At 53.2% G+C, this 17,126-nt stretch carries 16 protein-coding genes; 6 read left to right on the top strand and 10 right to left on the bottom strand.

Annotated elements, in window-relative coordinates:
• Positions 1–10 precede the first annotated feature (10 nt).
• The 3 genes from ttrB to ttrA are packed head-to-tail and all read left to right on the top strand — an operon-like array spanning position 11 to position 4,832.
• Positions 11–745 carry a tetrathionate reductase subunit TtrB gene (gene ttrB / locus KQJ19_RS12440; RefSeq protein ID WP_019076686.1) on the top strand — a complete coding sequence of 245 codons (735 nt, stop codon included), beginning with the start codon at positions 11–13 and terminating at the stop codon, positions 743–745.
• Positions 746–1,768 (top strand): tetrathionate reductase subunit TtrC, encoded by a 1,023-nt coding sequence (gene ttrC, locus KQJ19_RS12435; RefSeq protein WP_200049857.1) that lies wholly within the window; start codon positions 746–748, stop codon positions 1,766–1,768.
• Positions 1,761–4,832, top strand: a complete 3,072-nt coding sequence (ttrA, locus tag KQJ19_RS12430; protein WP_216403707.1) for a tetrathionate reductase subunit TtrA — start codon at positions 1,761–1,763, stop codon at positions 4,830–4,832. Before ttrC ends, ttrA begins: the two co-directional genes overlap by 8 nt.
• Positions 4,833–4,906: 74 nt before the next feature.
• Here ttrA and KQJ19_RS12425 read toward each other — a convergent pair whose 3' ends face one another.
• From KQJ19_RS12425 to KQJ19_RS12415, 3 genes are read right to left on the bottom strand one after another with little or no spacing between them, the layout of a single operon-like run.
• Complete coding sequence (locus KQJ19_RS12425) at positions 4,907–5,719, bottom strand: MetQ/NlpA family ABC transporter substrate-binding protein (RefSeq protein ID WP_216403706.1); 813 nt, start codon at positions 5,717–5,719, stop codon at positions 4,907–4,909.
• 21 nt (positions 5,720–5,740) lie between these two features.
• Complete coding sequence (locus KQJ19_RS12420; RefSeq protein ID WP_016152914.1) at positions 5,741–6,409, bottom strand: methionine ABC transporter permease; 669 nt, start codon at positions 6,407–6,409, stop codon at positions 5,741–5,743.
• Positions 6,402–7,424 carry an ATP-binding cassette domain-containing protein gene (locus KQJ19_RS12415; protein WP_016156371.1) on the bottom strand — a complete coding sequence of 341 codons (1,023 nt, stop codon included), beginning with the start codon at positions 7,422–7,424 and terminating at the stop codon, positions 6,402–6,404. The genes KQJ19_RS12420 and KQJ19_RS12415 overlap by 8 nt, the downstream gene beginning before the upstream one ends.
• A 374-nt stretch (positions 7,425–7,798) precedes the next feature.
• On the opposite strand from KQJ19_RS12415, the gene KQJ19_RS24015 reads away from it, so the two are divergent.
• The 3 genes from KQJ19_RS24015 to lpp all read left to right on the top strand — a co-directional run bounded on the left by KQJ19_RS24015 (position 7,799) and on the right by lpp (position 9,959).
• Entirely contained in the window at positions 7,799–7,993 is a 195-nt protein-coding gene (locus tag KQJ19_RS24015) for a hypothetical protein (RefSeq protein WP_242637968.1), read from the top strand.
• Positions 7,994–8,000: 7 nt separating this feature from the next.
• Entirely contained in the window at positions 8,001–9,413 is a 1,413-nt protein-coding gene (pykF, locus tag KQJ19_RS12410) for a pyruvate kinase PykF (protein WP_016152912.1), read from the top strand.
• Between the two features lie 309 nt (positions 9,414–9,722).
• On the top strand, positions 9,723–9,959 hold the full coding sequence (gene lpp, locus KQJ19_RS12405; protein WP_003029373.1) for a murein lipoprotein Lpp: 237 nt from the start codon (positions 9,723–9,725) through the stop codon (positions 9,957–9,959).
• A gap of 68 nt (positions 9,960–10,027) precedes the next feature.
• Here the strand turns inward: lpp and KQJ19_RS12400 are convergent, their stop codons facing one another.
• The 7 genes from KQJ19_RS12400 to sufA form a co-directional block, all read right to left on the bottom strand.
• Positions 10,028–11,032 (bottom strand): L,D-transpeptidase family protein, encoded by a 1,005-nt coding sequence (locus tag KQJ19_RS12400; protein WP_216403705.1) that lies wholly within the window; start codon positions 11,030–11,032, stop codon positions 10,028–10,030.
• 117 nt (positions 11,033–11,149) lie between these two features.
• Complete coding sequence (gene sufE, locus KQJ19_RS12395) at positions 11,150–11,566, bottom strand: cysteine desulfuration protein SufE (RefSeq protein WP_103766237.1); 417 nt, start codon at positions 11,564–11,566, stop codon at positions 11,150–11,152.
• A gap of 12 nt (positions 11,567–11,578) precedes the next feature.
• Positions 11,579–12,799 (bottom strand): cysteine desulfurase SufS, encoded by a 1,221-nt coding sequence (sufS, locus tag KQJ19_RS12390; protein WP_216403704.1) that lies wholly within the window; start codon positions 12,797–12,799, stop codon positions 11,579–11,581.
• Positions 12,796–14,067, bottom strand: a complete 1,272-nt coding sequence (gene sufD, locus KQJ19_RS12385) for a Fe-S cluster assembly protein SufD (protein ID WP_216403703.1) — start codon at positions 14,065–14,067, stop codon at positions 12,796–12,798. Before sufD ends, sufS begins: the two co-directional genes overlap by 4 nt.
• Positions 14,042–14,788, bottom strand: a complete 747-nt coding sequence (gene sufC / locus KQJ19_RS12380; protein ID WP_016152907.1) for a Fe-S cluster assembly ATPase SufC — start codon at positions 14,786–14,788, stop codon at positions 14,042–14,044. Before sufC ends, sufD begins: the two co-directional genes overlap by 26 nt.
• Positions 14,789–14,804: 16 nt before the next feature.
• Positions 14,805–16,292 (bottom strand): Fe-S cluster assembly protein SufB, encoded by a 1,488-nt coding sequence (gene sufB, locus KQJ19_RS12375; protein WP_016152906.1) that lies wholly within the window; start codon positions 16,290–16,292, stop codon positions 14,805–14,807.
• An 8-nt stretch (positions 16,293–16,300) separates the two neighbouring features.
• The gene (sufA, locus tag KQJ19_RS12370; RefSeq protein WP_016152905.1) at positions 16,301–16,669 is read right to left on the bottom strand and encodes a Fe-S cluster assembly scaffold SufA; all 369 of its coding nucleotides are present in this window, start codon (positions 16,667–16,669) and stop codon (positions 16,301–16,303) included.
• Positions 16,670–17,126 lie beyond the last annotated feature (457 nt).

Here is a 17,126-nt window from a genome sequence, read left to right as displayed (position 1 = left end):
GGGAGAAAATATGGACAGCAGTAAACGGCAGTTTCTCCAGCAACTGGGCGTCCTGACCGCTGGCGCATCACTGGTACCCTTGGCTCAGGCGCAATTTCCCTTCTCGCCTGAACGCCATGAAGGCTCACTTCAGCATCGCTACGCCATGCTGGTTGACCTGCGACGCTGTATCGGCTGCCAGGCCTGTACTGTCAGTTGCGCCATTGAAAACCAGACGCCGCAGGGTGAATTTCGCACCCTCGTTAACCAGTACCAGGTGCAGATTGAAGGTCAGCAGAGCGTCACCAACGTCCTGCTGCCGCGGCTGTGCAACCATTGTGATAATCCTCCCTGCGTGCCCGTTTGCCCGGTACAGGCTACCTTCCAACGCGAAGACGGCATTGTGGTGGTCGACAACACGCGCTGCGTGGGCTGCGCCTACTGCGTGCAGGCCTGCCCTTATGATGCGCGGTTCATCAACCATGAAACACAAACCGCCGATAAATGTACCTTTTGCGTTCATCGCCTCGAAGCTGGCCTGCTCCCGGCCTGCGTGGAATCCTGCGTCGGCGGCGCGCGCATCATAGGCGATATCAAAGATCCGCACAGCCGGATTTCTCAAATGCTGCGTGAACACCATGACGCCATCAAAGTCCTGAAACCGGAAAACGGGACATCACCGCACGTGTTCTATCTGGGTCTGGACGAAGCGTTTGTAACCCCGTTGATGGGACGTGCTCAACCCGCTCTCTGGCAGGAGGTTTAAATGAACCATTCACTGGTTATTGAAGAGGTTCTGGCCCATCCCCAGGACGTAAGCTGGTTACCCTGGGCCGTACAATATTTCTTTTTCATCGGCATTGCCGCCTGCGCCGCGCTGTTCGCCTGCGTACTTCACTGGCGTAAACAAGAGATGCCGGAACTGGAAAACCTGACGCTGTTAATCGCCCTGACCTGCGCGATTACCGCGCCGCTGGCGCTGACCGCTGACTTACACCAAACCGCCCGCGTCTGGCATTTCTACGCCTGGCCGACGCCATGGTCCTGGATGCCCTGGGGCGCGCTGTTTTTACCTCTATTTACCGGCTTCTTAGGTCTGTGGTTTCTGGCGCAGCATGTTAAACGGTTAACGCTTAAAAGTTACAGCGTCACTAAGTGGTTGGCGATAGGTAGCGCCTTGTCAGCCATCGGGTTGCTGGTATACACCGGCCGCGAAGTGTCGGTAGTGCAGGCGCGTCCTGTCTGGTTCAGCTACGCCTTTCCGGTTGCGATGTTCCTCAGCGCGCTGCAAACGTTTCTCGCTCTGCTCATCGCCGCGACAAAAAGCGAGGGAACATTGACCCGCAAACTGGCGTGGGGGCAGACAGTCACCCTGATGGTACTGGCTTTGGTCGTGGTGATATGGGTGAGCGGCAATACGCTTTCCGGTTCGGCTATTCGCCAATGGCTGAACGTTGCCCCGTTAGCACGACACTACGCCATCGGTTGGGTTGCGCTATGGCTTGTTTCGCTTGTCCTGTGCGGGCTGGTGCTCCGTAACCCCTTATCACTGCCGCTGCGCATATTACTTGCATTTAGCGCGATGGCGCTGTGCTGGCTGATGCGCTGGACGTTACTTATCCAGGTGCAGACCATACCGAAATTTAACGCGCTGTTTAATCCTTACACCCTGCCCGGTGGTACCGATGGCTGGCTGGCCATTGTGGGCACCTTCGGCCTGTGGATAGCACTGATCATTATTGTTCGTGAAGCCCTGAACGCGATCGCAAGGAGAATGCAACATGGCTAATTTAACCCGTCGTCAGTGGCTTAAAGTAGGCCTTGCCGTAGGTGGCATGGTGACTTTTGGCCTGAGTTATCGGGATGTGGCAAAGCGCGCGATAGACGGTTTGCTGGACGGCTCCTCGGGCAAAATTACCCGAGACCGCATCTTTGGTAACGCCCTCATCCCCGAAGCCAATGCCCAGCCGCGCTGGCAGCAGAACCCGCAGCAGGTTATCTCCATGACGCAGTGCTTCGGCTGCTGGACGCAGTGTGGCGTGCGGGTGCGCGTTGACAGCGAACAAGGCAAGGTGTTGCGCATTGCAGGCAACCCCTATCACCCATTGTCTCACGAGCACCATATTGACGCCTCCGTCCCCTTTGCCACCGCAATGGAACAACTGGCGGGCGAAACGGGTCTTGACGCGCGTTCCACGGCCTGCGCCCGTGGCGCAACCTTACTTGAAGGTTTATACAGCCCGTTACGCATTCTCCAGCCCATGAAACGTGTCGGCAAACGCGGTGAGGGAAAATGGCAGCGCATCAGCTTCGAACAGCTGATCAAAGAGGTGGTGGAAGGCGGCAACTTGTTTGGTGAAGGCCACGTTGACGGCTTGCGGGCAATCCATGACACCAACACGCCACTTGATGCCAGGCATCCCGGCTTTGGCCCTAAATCCAATCAACTGCTGGTCACCAATACCAGCGATGAAGGACGTGATTCATTTTTGCGCCGCTTTGCATTAAATAGTTTTGGCAGTAAAAACTTCGGCGCTCATGGCGCTTACTGTGGTCTGGCATACCGGGCCGGTTCCGGTGCGTTAATGGGCGATCTGGATAAAAATACCCACGTGAAGCCCGACTGGGACAATGTCAAATTCGCGCTATTTATGGGAACGTCTCCGGCGCAATCCGGTAACCCGTTTAAGCGCCAGACTCGCCAACTGGCCAGCGCCCGTTTACGCGACGACTTCCGTTACGTGGTGGTGGCACCGGCCCTGCCATTGACCACGGTGCAGGCTGACAATCGCGGCCACTGGCAGCCTGTACGACCGGGAAGTGACTCCGCGCTGGCGATGGGGATGATCCGTTGGATTATCGAAAAACAGCGTTATAACGCCGATTATCTCACCATTCCCGGCGTACAGGCCATGCAGCAGGCCGGGGAAAAAAGCTGGACTAACGCCACGCATCTGGTGATTACCGATGAGCTTCCAACCCTTGCCGGACAGCATTTAACCCTCGCGCACCTGAGTGCAAACGCCGCCCAGGAGCCGGTGGTCATTAACGAGGCCGGCGAAATTGTCGCCGCCAGCAGTTGCCCACGCGCGCAGCTGTTCGTCACCCGCCAGGTCACGCTGGCAGACGGTCAGACGGTGACGGTAAAAAGCAGCTTCCAGTGTCTGAAAGAGTCCGCCGGGAAACTAACGCTGACGCAGTACAGCCAGCAATGCGGCGTGTCTGAAGCTGACATTGGCGCCCTGGCCGACGCGTTTACCCGCCATGGCCGCCAGGCAGCGGTGATTACGCACGGTGGAATGATGGCAGGCAATGGATTTTATAACGCCTGGTCGGTGATGATGCTCAATGCGCTGATTGGCAATCTCAGTCTTGAAGGCGGCGTATTTGTCGGCGGCGGCAAGTTCAATGGCGCCACCGACGGTCCGCGCTACAACATGGACAGCTTCGCCGGGAAGGTAAAACCAAAAGGATTAAGCATCGCGCGCAGTAAAACTGCTTATGAGTCTTCCGAAGAGTATCGCAATAAGGTGGCCGCCGGACAATCGCCCTTCCCGGCCAAAGCCCCGTGGTATCCGTTTGTCGCAGGCCAGCTTACCGAACTCCTCGTCTCGGCGCTGGAAGGCTACCCTTATCCGCTGAAAGCCTGGATCTCCAACATGACCAACCCGTTCTACGGCATCGCAGGGTTGCGCGGCGTGGCGGAAGAAAAGCTCAAGGATCCTGCGCGTCTGCCGCTGTTTATCGCTATTGACGCCTTTATGAACGAAACCACGGCGCTGGCCGATTACATCGTGCCGGATACCCACAACTTCGAAAGTTGGGGATTCAGCGCCCCGTGGGCCGGCGTTGCCAGTAAAGCCACCACCGCGCGTTGGCCGGTAGTGACAGCGGCAACCAGCAGTACCGCTGATGGTCAACCCGCCTCGATGGAATCTTTCTGTATCGCAGTGGCAAAACGTATCGGGCTCCCCGGATTTGGTGACAATGCGATTACCGATCTGCAGGGCAATCACTATCCGTTGAATCGTGCGGAAGATTACTACCTGCGACTCGCCGCCAATATTGCGTTTATGGGCAAAGCGCCGGTCGCTGAAGCGCAACCGGAAGACATAGCGCTGACTGGGGTACAGCGGATCGTGCCAGTGATGACCCAAACGCTGAAAGCCGATGAAATCAGCCGGGTGGCGTTTATCTACTCCCGCGGTGGGCGTTTTGCGCCAGACAACAGCGGGCGGGTTGAGAATCGGATAGGTAATGCGTGGGAAAGACCGCTACAAATCTGGAATGCGGACGTCGCCGCGCACCGCCATGCAATTACCGGCGAGCGCTACAGCGGCTGCCCGGCCTGGTATCCTTCACGCCTGTCAGATGGGCGTGCGGTCGAGGAGTTGTTCCCGGAACAAGAGTGGCCGCTGAAACTGATTTCTTTTAAATCCAATACCATGTCCAGCGCCACGGCGGTGATCCCCCGTTTGCATCATCTGAAGCCGGTTAATCTGGTGGCGCTTAATCCGCAGGATGGTCAACGATATGGTTTAGCGCACGGCGATATGGTGCGTATCACCACGCCTGGCGGTCAGGCGCAGGCGCAGATAACCCTGCTTAATGGCGTGATGCCGGGCGTGATCGCCATTGAACACGGTTATGGGCATAAAGAAATGGGCGCGGCGCAGCATACGCTCGACGGCAAGCCGATGGCGTTTGACGCACAAATAAGGTCGGGGATTAATCTCAACGATTTGGGCTTTGCGGATCCTACCCGGCAGGTAGCCAATACCTGGCTTGACTGGGTGTCAGGTGCAGCGGTGCGCCAGGGTTTACCAGCGAGGATTGAGCGAGTGAAACCCTAGCGCCGGATGGCCACACCAACGCGTTTTATCCGGCCTACAGAACGTCGTAGGCCGGATAAGGCAACGCCAGCGGATCAGTTATTTACCGGGATCACCGCACCTTTATATTTGGTGCGGATCCAGTCCTGGATCTCTTTTGAGTGCAGGACATCAACCAGCGCCACGATATCTTTTTTCTTCTCGTCGCCACGATGCACGGTAATGATGTTGCCATACGGGTTGTTTTCACCACTTTCGACGGCGATAGGATCTTTCACCGGATCCAGCCCGGCGTCGATGGCGTAGTTGGCGTTAATCACCACCGCATCGCCTTCGTCATTGTTATACATCTGCGGTAACAGCGCGGCTTCCACGTTAGGCAGGAACTTCAGTTTTTTCGGGTTCTCGACGATATCGCTAATGCGCGCGGTGACTTTATCCACGCCCGGCTTCAGCTTGATTACGCCCTCTTTTTCGAAAATCGACAGAATACGGCCTTCCTCAGATACCGCATCGCGCATGATGACCTTGCCGCCTTCCGGCAGATCTTTAAGCGATTTTACTTTTTTCGAATAGATCCCAATTGGCTCGATGTGAATCGCTCCGGCGCTGACGAAATCATAGGTTTTATCGCCCGCATGATCTTTAATCACGCTGTTCAGGTACGGAATATGCTGGAAGTAGTTAGCGTCAATCTCACGGCCAGCCAGCGCGGTGTTGGGCAGAATGTAATCCTGGAACGGTTTAATCTCTAAATCGATCCCCTGCTTTGCCAGAATAGGCTTAGCCTGCTCAAGGATCTCCGCGTGCGGCACGTTTGAGGCGCCAACGGTCAGAGTATCAGCCCAGGAGGCAAAGCTCAGGGCGCTTAAGGTTGCTGCGGCGAGTAACGTCAGTGATTTTTTCATGATAATGGTTTCCGTATTTTATTAGCGTTTATCTAACAGAGAGGTGATCACATCGCCGCAAAGCTGGATGATGAAGACAATGAGCAAAATCGTCACCGTCGCCACCAGCGTGACGTCGCTGTGGTTGCGCTGAAAACCTTCCAGATAGGCAAGATTCCCTAAACCACCGGCGCCAATTACCCCTGCCATCGCGCTGTAGCTGACCAGCGCAATCAGCGTCACGGTGATCCCGGACACCAGAGCAGGAGAGGATTCCGGCAGTAAAACCCGAAAAATAAGCGTGCTTAGCCGTGCGCCCATCGAACGCGTCGCCTCAATAACCCCTTTGTCGACTTCACGCAGGGCAATTTCGACCAGACGCGCATAAAACGGTGCGGCCCCTACAATCAGCGCAGGCAACGCGGCATTAGCGCCGAGAATGGTGCCAACCATCGCTTTGGTAAACGGGATCAGCAGCACGATCAGAATGATGAACGGGATGGAACGAAAGATATTCACCACCAGCGAAATAACGCTATACACCGCGCGATTGTGAAACAGTCCGCCGCGTGCGGTCAGGAACAGCGCCAGACCAAGTGCAACGCCCAGGACAAAGGTCGCTGCGCCAGAAAGGACCGTCATGTAGAGCGTTTCCTGGGTTGCTGCCAGCAGTTGCTCCCACTTCAGATGAGGAAACAGTTCTTCAGCCATGGTTTATCACCTCGCCTTCAATGTCGCTCTGGCGCAGATCGGCCAAAATATTGTTCAATTGTTCCTCAGAGGCCACAACGTGCACCCAAAGCTGACCAAACACGCCGTGCGCGGTTTGCGTCATCTTGCCGTGTAAAATGTTAAACGGCAGGCCATAGCGCAGGGTCAATTCGCCAACCACAGGCCGATGCGTACGTTGCCCGGTAAACGTTAGCTTGATCACCACACCGCCCAGCTCGCGGGCCAACTGTGGGTTAAACTCGTCTTCTTCGGTGTACTGACTCACCTGACGAACGAACTGTCGGGTGATCGGCTGCTGCGGATGGGTAAAGACGTTGAGCACGTCGCCTTCCTCAACGACCCTGCCGTTTTCCATTACCGCGACGCGATCGCAGATTTTGCGTACCACGTGCATTTCATGCGTGATCAGCACAATGGTTAATTTGAAACGGCGATTAATATCGAGCAGCAAATCGAGGATCTGATCGGTAGTTTGCGGATCCAGCGCCGAAGTGGCTTCGTCACACAGCAGAACGTCAGGATTGTTCGCCAGCGCACGGGCAATTCCTACCCGCTGTTTTTGCCCACCGCTAAGCTGGGACGGATACGCATTTTCACGACCGCTCAGCCCCACCAGCGAAATCAGTTCAGCAACTCGCGCTTTAATTGATGCTTTTGGCGCTCCAGCAATTTGCATAGAGAACGCAATATTTTCACTAACCGTTCGTGACCACAGCAAATTGAAGTGTTGAAACACCATGCTGATTTTCAGTCGCGCCTGACGTAAAGATTCCCCACGGGCGGCAGAGATATCGTGGCCGTTAATCGTTACGCTGCCTGAAGTCGGTTTTTCCAGACCATTAAGTAAGCGTATTAAGGTGCTTTTCCCCGCCCCGCTGTAACCAATAATTCCGTAAATCTGTCCTTGTTCAACCGTCAGGTTGACGTTATCGACAGCGGTAATGGCAAGCCTGCCTGGCGTAAACACTTTCGAAATATTTTTCAGGACAATCATGTCGTTTAGGTATCCGCTGCTGCTTATTGTTCTGCTGCTAGCGCTTTTGGCTGTTTAGCAGTATGGATGTCCAAACGAGTGTAATCAGTGAGATTAGCTTTTAAAATGAATTAAAACGCATTTGATATAACTTTTAGAAATATGTCGGTTTGGTCGGCGTTATACACAAAAAGTCAGGGATTGGGATGGCAATTACACCTTGTTGCGCAACAAATGCTGCTGCGAATAACCTCTTTATCCATACCTGGAAACAAATTAATGAATATTTTCTGTAAAACTGCACAGAAGTGTTTTGAAACGCTGTTTCCATTTTCCTTTTTGATAATTTTCAGCGTATAATGCGCGCCAATTGTCTCTTGAATGGTTTCAGCACATTGACCTGTAAAACTCAACGACTACAAAACTCACCATCCCGTTGGGCTGAAACACAAGCACACATTCCTCTGCACGCTCTTTCGATGTCACCTATCCTTAGAGCGAGGCATCACAACTTTCGTAACTCAGGTTTAGCTTCCCGTCCGTGCGCGGCGGGAGCCAGATTTCCATATCCTTCTCAACTTAAAGACTAAGACTGTCATGAAAAAGACGAAAATTGTTTGCACCATCGGTCCGAAAACCGAATCCGAAGAGATGTTAACCAAAATGCTGGACGCGGGCATGAACGTCATGCGTCTGAACTTCTCCCATGGGGACTATGAAGAACACGGTCAGCGCATCAAGAATTTGCGCAACGTCATGAGCAAAACTGGCAAGAAAGCCGCAATCCTGCTCGACACCAAAGGTCCGGAAATCCGTACCATCAAACTGGAAGGCGGTAACGACGTTTCCCTGAAAGCGGGCCAAACCTTCACCTTCACCACCGACAAATCTGTGGTCGGCAACAACGAAATCGTTGCTGTTACTTATGAAGGCTTCACTAAAGATCTGTCCGTCGGCAATACCGTTCTGGTTGACGATGGTCTGATCGGCATGGAAGTTACCGCTATCGAAGGTAACAAAGTTATCTGTAAAGTGCTGAACAACGGCGACCTGGGCGAAAACAAAGGCGTTAACCTGCCGGGCGTTTCCATCGCGCTGCCAGCACTGGCTGAAAAAGACAAACAGGACCTGATCTTCGGTTGCGAGCAAGGCGTTGACTTCGTTGCAGCATCCTTTATCCGTAAACGTTCTGACGTCGTTGAAATCCGTGAGCACCTGAAAGCGCACGGCGGCGAAAACATCCAGATCATCTCCAAAATCGAAAACCAGGAAGGCCTGAACAACTTCGACGAAATCCTCGAAGCATCTGACGGCATCATGGTTGCTCGTGGCGACATGGGCGTTGAGATCCCGGTTGAAGAAGTTATCTTCGCGCAGAAGATGATCATCGAAAAATGTATCCGTGCACGTAAAGTCGTTATCACTGCGACCCAGATGCTGGACTCCATGATCAAAAACCCGCGTCCGACCCGCGCTGAAGCCGGTGACGTAGCGAACGCCATCCTCGACGGTACCGATGCAGTAATGCTGTCTGGCGAGTCTGCAAAAGGTAAATACCCGCTGGAAGCCGTCACCATCATGGCAACCATCTGTGAGCGTACCGACCGCGTGATGACCAGCCGTCTGGACTTCAACAACGACAGCCGCAAACTGCGCATCACCGAAGCCGTTTGCCGTGGCGCGGTTGAAACTGCAGAAAAACTGGATGCTCCGCTGATCGTTGTAGCAACCCAGGGCGGTAAATCTGCTCGCGCAGTACGTAAATACTTCCCGGATGCCACCATCCTGGCGCTGACCACCAACGAAACTACCGCGCGTCAGCTGGTGCTGAGCAAAGGCGTTGTTGCACAGGTGGTTAAAGAAATCAGCTCTACCGATGATTTCTATCGTCTGGGTAAAGAAGTCGCTCTGGAAAGCGGTCTGGCTCAGAAAGGTGACGTTGTGGTGATGGTTTCCGGTGCACTGGTTCCGAGCGGCACGACCAACACGGCATCCGTTCACGTACTGTAATAATTCCAACGCGAATTAATTTGCTTAAAAAAGCGCCCTGGTGGCGCTTTTTTTATTTTATCGATAGCTACAATTAATAAAAAATCAAATCGGATTTCACTATCTAATCCGTGATTATCTAAGATGAATCCGATGGAAGCTTTCTGTTTTCACTCGGGTTTTTAGCCGTTTTTGCACAATTCGATGCTTCTTTGAGCGAACGATCAAAAATAAGTGCATTCCCATCAAAAAAATATTCTCAACATAAAAAACTTTGTGTAATACTTGTAACGCTACATGGAGATTAACTCAATCTAGAGGGTATTAATAATGAATCGTACTAAACTGGTACTGGGCGCGGTAATCCTGGGTTCTACTCTGCTGGCAGGTTGCTCCAGCAACGCTAAAATCGATCAGCTGTCTTCTGACGTTCAGACTCTGAACGCTAAAGTTGACCAGCTGAGCAACGACGTGAACGCAATGCGTTCCGACGTTCAGGCTGCTAAAGATGACGCAGCTCGCGCTAACCAGCGTCTGGACAACGCAGCTACTAAATACCGCAAGTAATAGTATCTGTGTAATAAAAATGGCGCACATTGTGCGCCATTTTTTTTGCTCTGAATTTCCCTTCCCTGTTATTGCGTAGCGCGCACCTCTGCATCCACTCCCGGCACGCCATTCTGTGCAGACTTCACTTCCGTGCCATTGCTTACGACCGACGCTTGCCCGGCCGTTACGGTGACCGGATAGCCCGCACGACGATACAAGGCTCTTTCCACCAAACTGTTATCCACGGCTTTATTGTCTTTAAACTGGGTAAAACCGGCTGGCAGCACATACGGCATGGTCTGGACGTTTTGCTCCTCTTCCGGCGACAGCGGTCGATGCACCTCGACATAGCGCATTCCGTTCGGCTCTATCGAATATTTTATCGGCTCATTAATCACCCGAACCGGCGTTCCTGTCCGGACCTGAGCAAACAGTGCTTTGATGTCCGGCGCGTTCATGCGAATACACCCAGAACTTACGCGCAGTCCCACGCTGTCAGGCGCACTGGTGCCATGGATCAGATATTCACCGTTTCCATGCGCCAGACGCAGTGCAAAGCGTCCTAACGGGTTATTTGGCCCGGCAGGCACTACCGGCGGTAATGTTATGCCGCGCTCCAAAGAGCGTTTACGGATGCCTGCTGTAGGGGTCCAGGTCGGATTCGGGATTTTCTGCCCAACCCGGGTTTCCATTACCGGCGTTTCCAGCCCCTGCAAACCGATACCAATTGGGAAAACCTGAACAATATTCTCTCCCGGCGGGAAGTAATACAGACGCAGTTCCGCCAGATTCACAATAATGCCTTCTCGGGGTGCATCCGGTAGCAGTAATTGCGAGGGAATAGTAATCAGCGTTCCGGGTTTAGGTACGGGGGCAATAGTATTATTGGCTTCAAGGATCAGCATTGCGGCGGTATCAAACTTACGGGCAATCGCCTGTAGGTTTTTATCGCCTTCCTGCACGGTGTAAGTTTGATTTTGCCCAACAAGACGGCTGTTCGCCTGAGGCAAAGGATAATCGACCGCCCATGCGGCCTGAATAGCGCTGTAAGCGCCGATTAGCATTAACGTAATAACAGACGCGCGTTTCATACTCACCCCCCTGGCGTTCCTGCCGGACGGCGTCGAGCGCCCGATCCGGCCTACGAGTCACTGCGTTGCACTACCTCACTCTTTCACGTCGAGCTGAAATTGACGTGTTTTATCAGTTTAGCTAAGAGTTGCGGCTTTGGTGCGAATAGCCCGAATCATCGCCTCCAGCCCTTGTGAACGAGACGGTGTGAGATGCTGTGCGAGCGCCATTTTTTCAAACCACGGACGCACATCAAAATTCACAATATCCTGGGCCGTCATGCGGTCATATAAAATGAATACGACAGCGATAAGCCCTTTCACAATTGCCGCATCGCTGTCGCCCTGTAATTCAATAATTCCTTCAGCATTCTGACGCATGACAATCCATACCTGACTTTGACAGCCCTGGATGCTATTTTCCGTATTACGATCGACGTCGTTTAATTCCGGCAAACGCTGACCCAGTTCAATAATGTACAGGTATTTCTCTTCCCAATTAGCGCAACGCAGAAAATTACGCAACAACTTTTCTTTATCCGGTAGCGCAGCCATAACGCCTCCCTGTTATCCCAGTAAGTGATGAATACGCTTGAGGCCCGTTACCAGGCGATCCACTTCTTCGTGGGTGTTGTACATGGCAATCGACGCCCGGCACATCGCAGGAACGTTATAGTAGGCCATCAGCGGCATGGCGCAGTGATGCCCTGTCCGCACGGCGATTCCATAGTTATCAAGAAAACTCCCGACGTCATAGGCGTGATGTTTGCCGAGGTTAAACGCAATCACCCCCAGACGATTATCCGGCCCGTAGAGCGTTAAATCCGGCACATCCGACAACTGTTCCAGCGCATAGCGCATCAGGAATTGTTCATATTCGCTGATTTCAGTAAGCCCCAGCGCGGAAACATATTCAATAGCCGCGCCGAGTCCAATAATTCCCCCGGTGTTTGGCGTTCCGGCTTCAAACCGCCAGGGGGCTTTGGCCCACGTCGTCCCCTGGCTCAGGCTCACCGTCGCAATCATCGCCCCACCGCCTTCCCACGGCGGCATCTCCTGCAGCAACGACTCTCTGGCATACAGAACGCCAATACCGGTTGGCCCGTAGAGCTTGTGCCCAGAGAAAACATAGAAGTCGCAATCCAGCACCTGCACATCCACCTGATGATGCATAACTGCCTGTGCGCCATCCACCAGCACTTTCGCACCGTATTGATGCGCCAGCTCAATCATCTCAACCAATGGGTTTTCCGTGCCCAGCACGTTAGACACATGGGAAATCGCCAGCAGTTTCGTGCGATCGTCAAACAGCGTCGGCAGCGTTTCCAGTTGCAACGTCCCCTCTTTATTGAGCGGAATAACGCGCAGTTCTGCACCTACGCGGGCGCACAACATCTGCCAGGGCACAATATTGGCGTGGTGCTCCATTTCGCTGATGATAATGTTATCGCCCGCCCGCACATTGCTGCCGCCCCAGCTGTTAGCCACCAGGTTGATACCTTCCGTTGTGCCGCGAACAAACACCAGTTCTTCAGCTGAACGGGCGTTGATAAACAGCGAGGCGAGCTTGCGCACATTCTCCATTTTTTCCGTGGCCTGCGCGCTCAGCGTATGGATCCCGCGGTGGACCGCGGCATAGCCATGACGGTAAAACTCGGCTTCGGCATCAATCACCTGGTTGGGCTTTTGCGCGCTGGCGGCGCTATCCAGATACGCCAACGGTAAACCGTTCACTTCACGCGTCAGGACCGGAAAATCAGCCCGCACTTTTTCAATGGGAAATGTCATGCTACGCCTCCCGGCAAGCGTTGGGCGATCCGTGCCAGGACCTGTTGTTTCAGCGTTTCCTCGCCCAGGGCTTCCGTCAACTCAGCGGCAAACGCATAGAGAATCATTTGTTGGGCATCCTGCTGGCCGATCCCGCGCGAACGCAGATAGAACATCTGCTCGTCGTCGATCCGCCCTACCGTCGCCCCGTGGCTGCATTTCACGTCGTCGGCATAAATTTCAAGCTGCGGTTTGGTATCCACTTCCGCCAGTTTTCCGAGCAGCAAATTATTGTTGGTCATCTGACCGTCGGTTTTAATGGCGTGCTGAGCGACGTTGATCAGGCCATTGAATACCGCGCGCCCCTTATCGCTGACAATCGTTTTATGCAGTTGTCGACTGTTGCAATATCCCTTGTTGTGCGCAAGCCAGGTGCGGGTATCGCAGACTTCATTTTTCACCGGCATCGCCAGGCTGTTAAGCCGAAGCGTGGTGTTTTCGCCGTTAAGCTGGGTGCTGGTGTTATGGCGCAACACCGCATCACCGAGTAAAAAGCTGTGGCTGGCGGCCGTGGCATCAGCGCCCAACTGAATATCATTATGCGCGAAGTGGTGGCTGAACGGATTCTCAAACGCCAGTTTGATGTGGCGCAAATGTGCATTTGCCGCGACATTCATCGTTAATCGTGCACCAGTAAAATGGCGATATTCGCTGAGGCTGACATACTGTTCAATGACGGTGGCTTCTGCGCCTTCTGCCAGGTCCAGATGGTGGCGATAGTGCGCCGTGTTCACCTCATCACCCGCCAGCCCCTGGGTAATGTGCAGCAGCAGCAACGGTTTTGCCGGTCGCTGGTTACGCTTCACCTGAATGTGCGTTACGCTGCGGGAGAGGCTTTCGGTCAGGTGCAGAAAGACTTCCGGTTGGATAGCCGCCGGTAGCGACTGGCGCACATCATCAACGGTAATGTTAAACCCGCTACCTTCTGCGCTGTCGCTGAGCGTTGGACAGAATTGCCCGTCAACAAACACCAGGCGGACAGCATCAATAGCCGGCGCTAACGCTTCACACTGGGCGGACGTTATCTCAGTGACATGACTGACAAACTGGCTGTTGGTTAATCCTTCCAGCGGTGTGTATTTCCAGTCCTCATGCTTACGCGTTGGCAGTCCCAAACGCAGCATCTGCTGCAGGTGCTGTTGGGCGTGGTGCGAGCGCGTCTCCCCTTGCGTTTCAAACAGATGATGCCACTGTTGCAGCACGTTACTGCTGTTCGCTAAGCCAGCCATAACCTTGCTCCTCCAGTTGTTTGACCAGCGTGAAATCGCCGGATTTCACAATTCGCCCCTGGTAGAGAACGTGCACATAATCGGGTTTGATGTAATCCAGGATGCGCTGATAGTGGGTGACGATAATGAATGAACGTTGCCCGTCGCGCAGCGAGTTCACGCCATCCGCAACGACTTTCAGTGCGTCGATATCCAGCCCGGAGTCCGACTCATCAAGAATGCACAGTTGAGGTTCCAGCACCGCCATTTGCAAAATGTCATTACGCTTTTTCTCGCCACCGGAGAAACCAACGTTGACCGAACGCGTTAGCAAATCTTCCGGCATCTTCAATAACGCGATTTTCTCTTCCATCAGATCCTGGAAGTCAAACCTGTCCAGCGACTCTTCGCCACGGTAACTGCGCACCGCATTCAGTGCCGTTTGCAGGAAAAACTGATTACTGACGCCGGGGATTTCTACCGGATACTGAAATGCCATAAAGATCCCTTCACCGGCCCGGTCTTCGGGTGACAGTTCCAGTAAATCCTTACCGTTGAATTCTACCGTCCCGCCGGTGACTTCGTAGTCATCGCGCCCGGCGAGCGTTGCGGAAAGCGTACTTTTCCCGGAGCCGTTCGGCCCCATAATGGCGTGTACCTCTCCTGGGCCAATATCCAGGCTCAGCCCACGCAGGATCGCCTTATCTTCCACACTGACCTGTAAATTTTTAATGCTTAACATGTGCTTTCCTTAAATTTTAACCGACGCTGTGTTCAAGACTTATGGCGAGAAGTTTTTGCGCTTCAACGGCAAATTCCAGCGGCAGTTCAGAGAACACGTCTTTACAGAAACCATTAACGATCATCGAAATGGCATCCTCTTCGCTGATGCCGCGCTGCAAACAGTAAAACAACTGGTCTTCACCAATGCGCGAGGTCGTGGCTTCATGCTCAAGCTGGGCGCTGTTGTTACGACACTCCACATATGGGAAGGTGTGCGCTCCACAATCCGCGCCAATCAGCATCGAGTCGCATTGGGTATAGTTGCGGGCGTTGGTTGCGGTCGGCATGATCTTCACTAAGCCGCGATAGCTGTTTTGACTGTGTCCCGCAGAGATCCCTTTCGAGATAATGGTCGATTTGGTGTTCTTGCCGATGTGGATCATCTTGGTGCCGGTATCGGCCTGCTGGTAACCACTGGTCAACGCGACGGAGTAGAATTCGCCGATAGAGTTGTCGCCGCGCAGAATACAGCTTGGGTATTTCCAGGTAATGGCCGAGCCGGTTTCCGACTGCGTCCACGACATTTTGCTGTTTTCGCCTTCGCACAGAGCGCGCTTGGTGACGAAGTTCAAAATGCCGCCGGTGTTACCATCACCAGGGAACCAGTTTTGTACCGTCGAGTATTTCACTTCGGCATCTTTGTGGATGATGACTTCCACCACCGCGGCATGCAGTTGGTAGCTATCGCGTACCGGGGCTGAACAGCCTTCGATATAGCTGACGTAACTGCCCTCATCCGCAACCAGAATGGTGCGTTCAAACTGACCGGTTTTTTCCGCATTTATACGGAAATAGGTCGACAGTTCCATTGGGCAACGTACACCTTTCGGGACATAAATAAACGTGCCGTCGGAGGCCACCGCCGCATTTAGCGCCGCAAAGAAATTGTCATTACCCGGGACAACCGTACCCAGATATTGTTTTACCAGCTCAGGGTGATCGTGAATCGCCTCACCAAACGAACAGAAAATAATGCCCTGTTCCGCCAGTTTATCGCGATAAGTTGTCGCCACCGACACCGAGTCAAAAATGGCATCAACCGCCACCTCTTTGCCTTCGCGGACCGGCACGCCAAGCTGCTCGAATGCGTCCTCAACTTCTTTACTTAAAAACGCATTCGCCCCCGTTTGCTGCACCGCGCCCGGCTCAGACGCGCAGGTTTCATCGCAATTACCGCAGGACGGCGCGGAGTAATAACTGTACTCCTGGTAGTTCAGCTTATCGTAATGCGCTTTTAGCCAGTGCGGCTCTTCCATGGTTAGCCACGCTTTAAAGGCATTCAGGCGAAATTCCAGCATCCAGTCGGGTTCATTACGTTTTGCCGAAATCGCGCGCACGACATCTTCGTTGATCCCTTTTGCCAGCTCATCGGTTTGTAGATGGGTGAAGAAGCCCTCTTTGTAATTAAGGTGCCCGCCAGCCCAGGTGTTGACATCGTCAGTTGCTTCAGTATTACGAGACATAGTACCGCCTATACCCCAAAACTTTCGCCACAGCCGCATTCGTTCTGGGCTTTCGGGTTATGAAATTTAAATAGCTGATTTAATCCTTCGCGCACGAAATCAACTTCTGTGCCGTCGATAAACGGCATCGCCTGTAACGGTACATAAAGTCTGGCCCCCTCCGTTTCAAACAGCAGATCGTCTTTTTCCGCTTGGCGAACGGTGTCCAGCACGTAGCCAAATCCCGCGCATCCCGTTTGCTTCACGCCTAAACGCACGCCTAACATGTCGGGTTGCTTTGCCACCAGCTCGCGGATGTGCGCCGCAGCCGCTGGCGTTAACGTCAGACCACGCCAGGCAAAATCGTCCGGGTTAAATGTTCCTGAATGCAATTCCATAGGGTTACCTCGAGTCACTAGCTTTCAAGCTATAACAACATGTTAGTGATAATGATTATCACTTCAACCCCTCAACAGCAGGGGCATTCGGGTTAATCGCCCTTTTTGACCCCTTTTACTAAGCATAGACCCTGCTGCGTGGGTTAACAGGGATGGATTTTTTTGTTCAATGCATTGATTAATAATGGATTAAGTAATTTCAATCGGCGAGACAGGTCGATAATAAAAAGATGTATAGAAAATGACTATTTCTGTGATAGAAGGGGTAACTTCCTCTGTCAGGCTATACCTAACCTGGGAGTTATCAGAGATGAGATTCGCAGAGCGGTGAACGGACAAAAGTTAACGGCTGGCTAACCACCCATTGCCATTTTTCACTCGCCCGTAGGCAGGGGTTATATTATTTTCAAGCTGATAGATGATGGATAAAATAACATTTAAGTTATATCGTGTTATT

The organism is Citrobacter sp. S46_ASV_140, assembly GCF_018919545.1.
Taxonomy (GTDB): Bacteria; Pseudomonadota; Gammaproteobacteria; order Enterobacterales; family Enterobacteriaceae; genus Citrobacter; species Citrobacter braakii.
Note: the sequence above shows the minus strand (reverse complement) of the source record. Positions and strands in the feature narration are given on the sequence as shown.